Here is a 7,594-nt window from a genome sequence, read left to right as displayed (position 1 = left end):
ACACCCATCATCCGATGGCCTGCGGAACCAACTGAACACGGAACGAAATCACCCGGCTCTATTTCCGGGTGGTCTCGTCATCGGGGACCGCTCACAAGCAGTGTTCTCTTCTCGCATTCGCGCCCGTTCGAACCTTAGAAGTTGCCGGTAGTCGGTTGCGAACGCCGCCAGGGCAGGCTGGCGCGTGTCCCGGACGAGGTGTTCGACACCGATCCGGAAGATGTATAGTTGGCGACAGCAACTAGTTGCAACCGCTAACGATTCTGGTGGAAAAGGTGAGATCCGTGTCCGTTGCCGAGGATGCCGACGAGCTCGGCGTTCAGCTCGTTCGGTTTATGCGTGCGGTCAACCGGGCGAAACTGCAAATGACCAGGCACGGACCGGACAGTCTGGATCGACTGGCCTATGCCGCGCTGTTCTGCCTGGTCCACGACGGGCCGCAGCGCACGGGTAAGCTCGCCGAGCTACTGCGCGCTGAGATCTCCACCGTCAGTAGGGAGAGCAGATCGCTTGTGGCACATGGCCTGGTCGAGCGCCGGGCCGACCCGATCGATGGCCGCGCCTGCGTCTTGGCGGCCACTCCGGAGGGGGAGCGGGTGTTCGAGGAGAACCGCAAACACCGCAACCGATGGTTGGCCGCGATTCTGGCCGACTGGCCTTCGGAAGACCGGGCCGCCGTGACCGAGCTGCTCGCCCGGCTCAACACAGGAATCGAGACAACTCCACCACAGCTAGCCGATCAGAAATAGGGCTCACAAATGACGATTTCCACCACCCGGGCACCGGCGGCGGCACCGCCGGGTCCGGCCGCCGCTGCCGCCGAGGACACGCAACTCTCGCACCGGCAAATCTTGACCATCCTGTCCGGGCTGCTGCTCGGTATGTTCCTTGCGGCGCTGGATCAGAACATTGTCAGTGTCGCGATCGTGAAGATCGCCAACAGCCTGCACGGCTTCGATGAACAGGCCTGGGCGACCACCGCATACCTGATCACCGCGACTATCACCACACCGCTGTACGGCAAGCTGGCTGATATCTATGGTCGAAAGCCGTTCTATCTCACCGCGATCGGCCTGTTCGTCATCGGTTCGGTGGCGTGTACCTTCGCCACGTCGATGTACCAGCTCGCGGGTTTCCGCGCCTTCCAGGGGCTCGGGGCCGGTGGGTTGATGTCGCTGGCCTTCACCATCATCGGCGACATCGTTCCGGCCCGGGAGCGTGTGCGCTACCAGGGCTACTTCATGATGGTCTTCGGTACCGCGACGGTGCTCGGCCCGGTGCTCGGCGGCTTCTTCTCCGACTACGACATGCTCGGTGGCATCGAGGGCTGGCGCTGGGTGTTCCTGGTGAACGTCCCGGTCGGCGTGATTGCGATGCTGGTGGTCGCCAAGGTGTTGAACGTGCCCCACCAGCGCCAGAATCATCGGATCGACTGGTTCGGCGCACTGACGCTGACCATCTTCGTCGTGCCCCTGTTGATCGTCGCCGAACAAGGACGCAACTGGGGATGGGGATCCGACCGAGCACTGCTGTGCTACGGCATCGGCGTGCTCGGCTTCCTGCTGTTCGTCTTCGTCGAGTACCTGATGAAGGACGCGGCGCTGATCCCGCTGCGGCTGTTCAAGAACTCCACCTTCAGCGTCACCATCGCGGGCGGATTCATCGTCGGTGTCGGCATGTTCGGCGCGATCACCATGGTTCCGACGTATTTCCAGGTGGTACGTGGCTACTCGCCGACGAACGCCGGTTTGCTGATGCTGCCGCTGGTACTCGGCATCATGATCGGTTCGCAATCGGCCGGCCGGATCACCAAGAAGACGGGTCGTTACAAGTTTCTGCCGGTGGCGGGCACGTTCATCATCGCCGTCGGCACGGTGTTGTACGCACAGGTGCACTACGACAGCCCGCTGTGGCAGCCCCTGGTGTACGGCGGGGTGATCGGTCTCGGGTTGGGTGGCTGCATGCAGACGTTGATCATCGCCGCACAAAATGCCGGACCACGGTCGGACATGGGAGTTTCCACCGCGTCGGCCACGTTCTTCCGGCAGATGGGCGGCACGCTCGGCGTCGCGGTGTTCCTCACGATTCTGTTCAATCTGTTGCCACACCGGATCACCGACGCGTTCGGCGGACAGCTACCGCCCGGCTTCGGCGCCGACCAGCTCAACAACATGCAGAGCAACACCAGCGGCATCGCGGCCCTGCCCGACGAGCTGAAGGTACCGATCCTGACCGGCTTCACCAACTCCATGCACGGCGTGTTCTACTCCGCCGCAGGGGTGGCACTGCTGGCCTGCGTGGTGCTGATGTTCATGAAAGAGATTCCGCTGCAGGATCAGCCGGCTCCCAGCGCTGCCGAACCGCCGGTCGCCCGGGAGGCCGAGCAGGCCGTCGCCGCGGAGTCGTCGTGGGATGAGGATCAGGTCTGGGAGGGTGCCGCACAGGTATTCTCCGAACCCGAACCGGTGCTTGCCGGGGTGGGCAAGCATGTGAAGGTCGAACATCAGGGCAACGGCGTCTACCGGGCGGAGCCGCGGGCAACCGCGACGGCGAGCACCGAGGTGACAGCAGTGCTCTCCGGTGGCAGTTACGACGGTTCGTCGATCGGCGGACGTATCCATCGTGAAGACGGCAGTCCGGTTTCCGGCGCCGTTCTCACCCTGATCGACCAGCGCGGCCGCCAAGTGTCTCGGGCGACCGGGGATGCCGATGGCAGGTACCTGATCGGTGCGCCCGAGGTCGGCAACTATGTACTGATCACCTCGGCGCCCGGGCATCAGCCGGAGGCCGTCACCGTGGCCGTCGGAGATCGGCCGCAACAGCTCGACCTCCGCCTGATGGGCTCCGGAGAACTGTCGGGTGTGGTCAGGTCGGCGGGTAGCGGTGAACCGCTTCCTGGTGCGACTGTGACGCTGACCGATATGCGCGGCGAAGTAGTGGGAGCGGCCATCACAGCGGGCGACGGCGCATACGCGTGCCGGGGCGTGGTCACGGGCACTTACACCCTGGTCGCGGTCGCTGAGCACATGCGGCCGAGCGCGATCACCTTGAGCATTCCCGACAGCGGTCTGCTGCGTCACGACATCGAACTGGCTCCGATGGCGGTGCTGTCCGGATCGGCGCGGGCCGACGGAAACCGCGCGGTGCCTGACGTCCAGATCACGGTGTTGGACGCAGCGGGTGAGCTGACCGCCACTACCCGCACCGACGAGAGTGGGCACTACGTCGTGACCGACCTGCCGGCGGGCCGATACACGGTCGTCGCACGCGGATACCCGCCGGTGACCAGTCAGGTCACCGTGTCCAGTGGCGAGATCGACCACGATGTTCGACTCGGCTACGAGTCCGACGATATGCAGGGTTACTGATGAGTGGTCTCACCGCGCGCATTCGCACCGTCGAGGGCTGGCCGGTGCCGAATGCGGTACTGACCGTGACGGATATGAGCGGACGTCAAGTCGCCCGTGCCGTGGCCGACGAGACCGGGGCAGTGGCCACCGAGCCGCTGCCCCCGGGCGTGCACACGGCGGTGGTCACCGCGGCCGGATATCAGCCGATGGCGCGGACCGCCCGGACCTCCGCCGCGGGTACGAGTCTGCTCGGCGACATCGCATTGGCGCCCGAGGCTGGCGCGGTCACGCTTCCGCCACCAGGTCCGTGGACGATCGACCCGATGCACTCCACGGTGATCGCCACCGCACGCCACCTGGGCATCGCGAGTATCAAGGCTCGCTTCGCCGAGGTGAGCGGGCGGCTCGATATCGCCGAGCGTTTCGAACAGTCCACCGGCTACGCAGAGATCGGCGCTGCCAGCGTCGACACCGGGATCGAGTTGCGCGACAATCACCTTCGATCGTCCGACTTCCTGGATGTCGACGCCTACCCGGTGATCGCCTTCACCGGCCACGGGTTGCGCCGTACCGGTACCGACACCTTCGTGATGCCCGGCGAGCTCGTCCTGCACGGAAAACGCCGGCAGATCGACCTCACCGTCACCTACGGCGGCTGCGGTGATGACCCCTGGGGTGGCGTGCGCGCCGCCTTCCATGCCGAGACCGAGCTGCGCCGCAACGATTTCGCCATCGACTACAACGCGATCGTCCGCGCCGGAGTCGCCGCAGTCGGCGCTACCGTCAAGCTCGAACTCGACATCGAAGTGGTTCGCGGCGAACAACTCCCGGCAGAATAGCCGGCGGAAGCTGGTCGGTTTGCGCGTGGCGGGGTAGTGGCCCTGTGCCGGTGCCCCGTCCTGGAGGCCGACCGCCACCCGGAAGTTCGTCCGGACCGCCGCGGTCCAGCCGTGCGGTTTGTCGGCAAACAGACCGCTGCCATCGCCGAGATCGGACACCGGGCATCCGCGCAGTTTCTCACGCTGTCCCGGGTCGCCACGCCGTACGTGGCGCGCCTGACAACTGGCGATCGAAGCCGAGTTGGTCGGCCGAACAGGCCCGCCGAAGTTCGGGCCTGCGTCGCATGTCGAGCCGCCGAGGGAACGTCACGATGTAGAAGTTCGCGGCCCCGTCCGTGCGGTCGTCTCCGGTGCTTCGGCAGTGCCGGTGAGTACCGCCGGCAATTCATCGACCACCTGCGCGATCAGCCCATCAGCAGCGCGCCGGGTGGACGTCTGCCGATCATGGCATCATGGGGCGCCACAGACAATGTCGAGTCCAGGAACGTGCTCAACGGACTGTGCCGCCGCACGCTGGGGACCACGATCGCTACCTCGACCGAGAAGCGACACAGGGAGTATCCGTGACCGAGCAGCCGATCGCCTTGCTGCTACCCGGCCAAGGCAGCCAGCACCCCGGCATGGCCCTGGACACCTATCGCGACCAGCCGGAATTCGCGGCGATAGTCGACGAATTCCTCGCTCTGATGTCCGAAGAAGGGGTCGAGCCCAAGCGGCGCTGGCTTTCCGATGACCCGGAGACGGATCTCGACGACGGCCGAGTCGCGCAGCCCCTGATTTTCGCCATCGAATACGCCTTTGCCACCATGCTGATCCGAGCTGGCGCGAATGTCGTCGCCCTGCTCGGTCACAGCGTCGGTGAACTGGCCGCCGCAACCGTCGCCGGGGTATTCGACGTAGGTTCAGCCGCACGAATCATGGGCGCCCGAGTACGCGCGCTGAGCCTCGCGCCGCCGGGCGGTATGTTCGCGGTCGCGGCAACTCCTGACGTCGTCCGACGACAGCTGGGTGCGCAATGGGTCCGGGCCGGGGTCACGATCGCCGCGGTGAACGGACCCCGACGCACCATCGTCGCCGGCCCGGACCCGGAGGTGCGCACGGCGGAATCGGTGCTGTGTGAGCGAGGTTTCGCCACGATATCGGTGCCCGCCCGACAAGCGTGGCACAGTCCGTGCATGGCCGACGCCGCGACGGTGTTCGAACGGTCCATCGCGGCCGAGCGACTACACGAGCCGACCACTCCGATCTGGTCGGGGCGGACCGGATTGCGGTTGCGCGCCGACGAGGCCAGCGATCCAAGCTTTTGGGCAGCACAGATCATGCATCCGGTGCTGTTCTGGAACGCGCTGTCGGACCTGCTCGGCCACCGAAGTTCGACGCTGATCGAGACCGGCCCGGGAACGGGACTGTCGGTTCAAGCCCGCACTCATCCCGCCGTTCTCGAAGGCCGAAGCACGATCGTCCCGATGATCCAAGTGACAAGTCAGCCGGCTGGGTAGAGGCGGAAATCTAGGTAGTTCCGGCGCCGGGCGATGCGGCGCCGTCGCCGGCACACTCCCGCTGGCATTGCAATACCGAGCTATTCCCGTACACGTGCTGCCGGTCGGCCACCTTTCTCGTTGACGGGCCGATGCCGGCCACCCGTTCGATCAAGCCGACGCGCTCGGCGCTGGCAAGGTTCGCCACGTCGGCGACTTCGGGTCCGGGTGGGAGCACAAGCTCATCACCGACGTCGTCATCATGGCCGTAGAGGTCGGTCCCGGGGAGACGCTCGACCTCGCCGATGCGGCCGGTGGCCTGCGGTCATCGCGGGCCCCGACTTCGCCGGTCTTCATCGGCCTCACTCGGCAGCGCACCGCGCGGGACGGGTTCCGCACATGATCAACCAGCGTTGGGGAGACTCGAACCCTATGTCCCCCGAAAGCCACTGGTGCAACATTTGACGTACAACGTTCATAAACATCTCGAATCACTTCGATTGCATTTTTCCGGCCGGAATGTAATTCGCCCAACAGAGCAATAACACCGTGGTTCGCATCACGACTTCGGATATCTGGACAGACTGATAGTCAGATTGTGTTCCAGCCCTTCGATTTCCGCCGTTCAGCGTGTCCGAAAGGGTCGTTGGATGTCGATCACAGGGCCAATAGTCACTCATCGGTGCGTGATGACAATTCACCTACCTGACCTGCGTCGATGTACTGAAAAGCATCCCCAACTCACCGCCTGAAGCACTCGAAATTCGGAAGCTGTCTCACGACCTGGATCGAAAATTCGACTACACACGGACGAATCAGTCGGCTTACACTGAGGACGGTCGGGCTGGAGGTAAATGATGACTGTTGCGCGACCACAGCTCGATCCCGATCAGGGATCGAGCGGAAATGCCGAGCCGGACGAGTCGGCGACGCAGCCGGTACCACTGTCTGCGGGGCAATGGGGGCTATGGCTAGCCCAACAATTGAGTCCGGATGTGCCGATATCCGAGGCGCAATATATCGAGTTACATGGGGAGCTGGACCTCGATGTGCTGCGTGCGGCGACGATTCGAGCAGGCCATGAGTTCCAATCGGGATACCTACGGCTGGTATCGGTCGACGGCGAACCGCATCAGTTGTTCGATCCGTCGCTGGAGTCGGCGGGGCCGGTGATCGATCTACGTGGTGAACCGGATCCGGTGGCGGCGGGTCTGCAGTGGATGCGCCGGGAGTACACCACGCCGTTGGATATGGCCCGGGATCGGTTGGTCGGCTCGGCGATTGTGCAGGTCGGGGACCGACATTTCCTGTTGTACAGCAGGATTCACCATGTCGCGTTGGATGGCTACGCCGCCATGACGATCGTGAACCGGATCGCTGCGTTGTACACCGCGGCGGTGGAGCAGCGCACGCCGGAGCCGAACCTGGCTGCGGACCTACGCACGCTGTATGAGGCCGACCGCAGCTATCGAGAGTCGAAGCGGTTCGCCAACGATCGGGCATATTGGGCGAACCGACTCGCCGAGGTCGGAGACGACTCCAGCCTGGTCACGGGACATGCACCCGCGCGAGCGGACAGCGTCGTCGCAGCCGCCGAATTGTCACCGGTGACGGTCGGGCGGATCGATCAGTCCGCGAAAGTTCTGGAGGTGAACCCGGCCGCGCTGGTGATCGCCGCATTCGGATGTTATCTGGCCCGGATGACCGGCCGGGACGACGTTTTGGTCAATATTCCGGTATCGGGCCGTACAACTGCCGTGCTACGGCGGTCCGGGGGAGTGTTCGTGAACGTCGCACCGCTTCCGATCATGCTCGGCGCGGGGGAGGGTCCCGGGGATACGGTCGCGACACTGACGCGGCGGGTGCAGTCGGATCTGGTGGGGGCGTTGCGGCATCAGCGGTTCGGTCTTGCCGACATTCGTGAGGC

At 64.7% G+C, this 7,594-nt stretch carries 5 protein-coding genes; all 5 read left to right on the top strand.

All coding sequences use genetic code 11. The features are described 5' to 3' along the window. Positions 1-284: 284 nt before the first annotated feature. Entirely contained in the window at positions 285-749 is a 465-nt protein-coding gene (locus AB0B25_RS31715) for a MarR family winged helix-turn-helix transcriptional regulator (RefSeq protein WP_357187436.1), read from the top strand. A gap of 9 nt (positions 750-758) precedes the next feature. After that, positions 759-3,368: an MFS transporter gene (locus AB0B25_RS31710; protein ID WP_357187434.1), complete on the top strand. Its 2,610-nt coding sequence runs from the start codon at positions 759-761 to the stop codon at positions 3,366-3,368. Next, a complete protein-coding gene (locus AB0B25_RS31705) occupies positions 3,368-4,189 on the top strand; it encodes a YceI family protein (RefSeq protein WP_357187432.1) in 822 nt (273 codons plus the stop codon). Before AB0B25_RS31710 ends, AB0B25_RS31705 begins: the two co-directional genes overlap by 1 nt. Positions 4,190-4,752: 563 nt before the next feature. Continuing rightward, on the top strand, positions 4,753-5,688 hold the full coding sequence (locus AB0B25_RS31700) for an acyltransferase domain-containing protein (protein WP_357187429.1): 936 nt from the start codon (positions 4,753-4,755) through the stop codon (positions 5,686-5,688). Between the two features lie 836 nt (positions 5,689-6,524). Beyond that, on the top strand, positions 6,525-7,594 hold a 1,070-nt coding region (locus AB0B25_RS31695; RefSeq protein WP_357187427.1), incomplete at its 3' end, for a condensation domain-containing protein.

The sequence above is a fragment of the Nocardia sp. NPDC049190 genome (assembly GCF_040648115.1).
Classification (GTDB): Bacteria; Actinomycetota; Actinomycetes; order Mycobacteriales; family Mycobacteriaceae; genus Nocardia.
Note: the sequence above shows the minus strand (reverse complement) of the source record. Positions and strands in the feature narration are given on the sequence as shown.